The organism is Kitasatospora sp. NPDC057595 (assembly GCF_042800875.1).
In the GTDB taxonomy this organism is placed as follows: Bacteria; Actinomycetota; Actinomycetes; order Streptomycetales; family Streptomycetaceae; genus Kitasatospora.
On the sequence record NZ_JBHVGL010000082.1, the window covers coordinates 1 to 1090 of the forward strand.

The window sequence follows — 1090 nt, forward strand, 5'->3', positions numbered from 1 at the left end:
CCGCCGCGAACGGAGCGATCTTCGCCTCGGCCAGCGAACGCACCGCCTCACGGAGCATCTCGTGCTCCTCGGAGATCCGGAAGAGATCGAAGTCCTGGCTCATGGTCGGCCACTCCTGTTTCACGACGTTCAAGACGGCACTCAGTACCCTTCATTATGCACGCGCACAACAAAAAGGGAACTCAGTGCCTTCACAGGGTGGTACTGAGTTCCCTATCCTTTTTGTGGCGGAACGGACGAGCGCAGGGAGATGACACCGTGGTCCACGCAGCCATCGACGCCCACACCGAGAGCGCCTCGCTGTACTTCCAGCGCTGCGCCTGGTGCCACAATCCGACCTTCCAGCGGCTGCTCTGCCCGACCTGCGGCTCCACCGACCTGCGGCTGGAGCGCAGCGAGGGCACCGGGGTGGTGCGGCGCTGCGCCGTCGAGCAGGCCCGCACGCCGCTGGCCCGGCAGAAGTCGCTGATCCGGATGGCCGAGGGGTTCGACGTCTGGTGCATCGTCAACGGCCTGCGGTCCACGGTGCCGGTGGGCACCCGGGTGCGGATCACCGCGCCGGCCGGGTCCGAGCAGCCGGAGCTGACGGTGCTGGCGCCGGAGGAACCGGGCCGGGTGCCGCCCGCCGAGCCGCGGCCGCTGCCGCCGACGCAAGGCGGGTTCACCCAGCACCTGGCGGCCTTCGCGGAGTAGCGGGCGGCGGGGCGGCAGGGCGACTGGGAGAAAAGGGAGAAAAGGGAGTGGCACCGAGTACCCGGGGTACTCGGTGCCACTCCCTCGCTTGCGCGGTGACCGGTGGATGACCGGACGGGTCAGGCCTTGCGGGCCTTCACCTCGGCGGTGAGCTGCGGCAGGACCTCGAAGAGGTCGCCGACCACGCCGTAGTCGACCAGCTCGAAGATCGGGGCCTCGGGGTCCTTGTTGACGGCCACGATGGTCTTCGAGGTCTGCATGCCGGCCCGGTGCTGGATGGCGCCGGAGATGCCGTTGGCCACGTACAGCTGCGGGGAGACCTGCTTGCCGGTCTGGCCGACCTGGCTGCTGTGCGGGTACCAGCCGGCGTCGACGGCGGCGCGCGAGGCACCGACCG

The 1090-nt window shown here is 69.4% G+C and carries 2 protein-coding genes; one reads left to right on the plus strand and one right to left on the minus strand.

All coding sequences use genetic code 11. From position 1 onward, the window contains the following. The first annotated feature begins 258 nt into the window (after positions 1 to 258). Positions 259 to 693 (plus strand): hypothetical protein, encoded by a 435-nt coding sequence (locus ACFU9E_RS35615; protein WP_380690378.1) that lies wholly within the window; start codon positions 259 to 261, stop codon positions 691 to 693. A 119-nt stretch (positions 694 to 812) separates the two neighbouring features. Here the strand turns inward: ACFU9E_RS35615 and ACFU9E_RS35620 are convergent. Next, positions 813 to 1090, minus strand: a 278-nt coding sequence (locus ACFU9E_RS35620; RefSeq protein ID WP_380715729.1) for an electron transfer flavoprotein subunit alpha/FixB family protein, incomplete at its 5' end; no start/stop codon positions are given.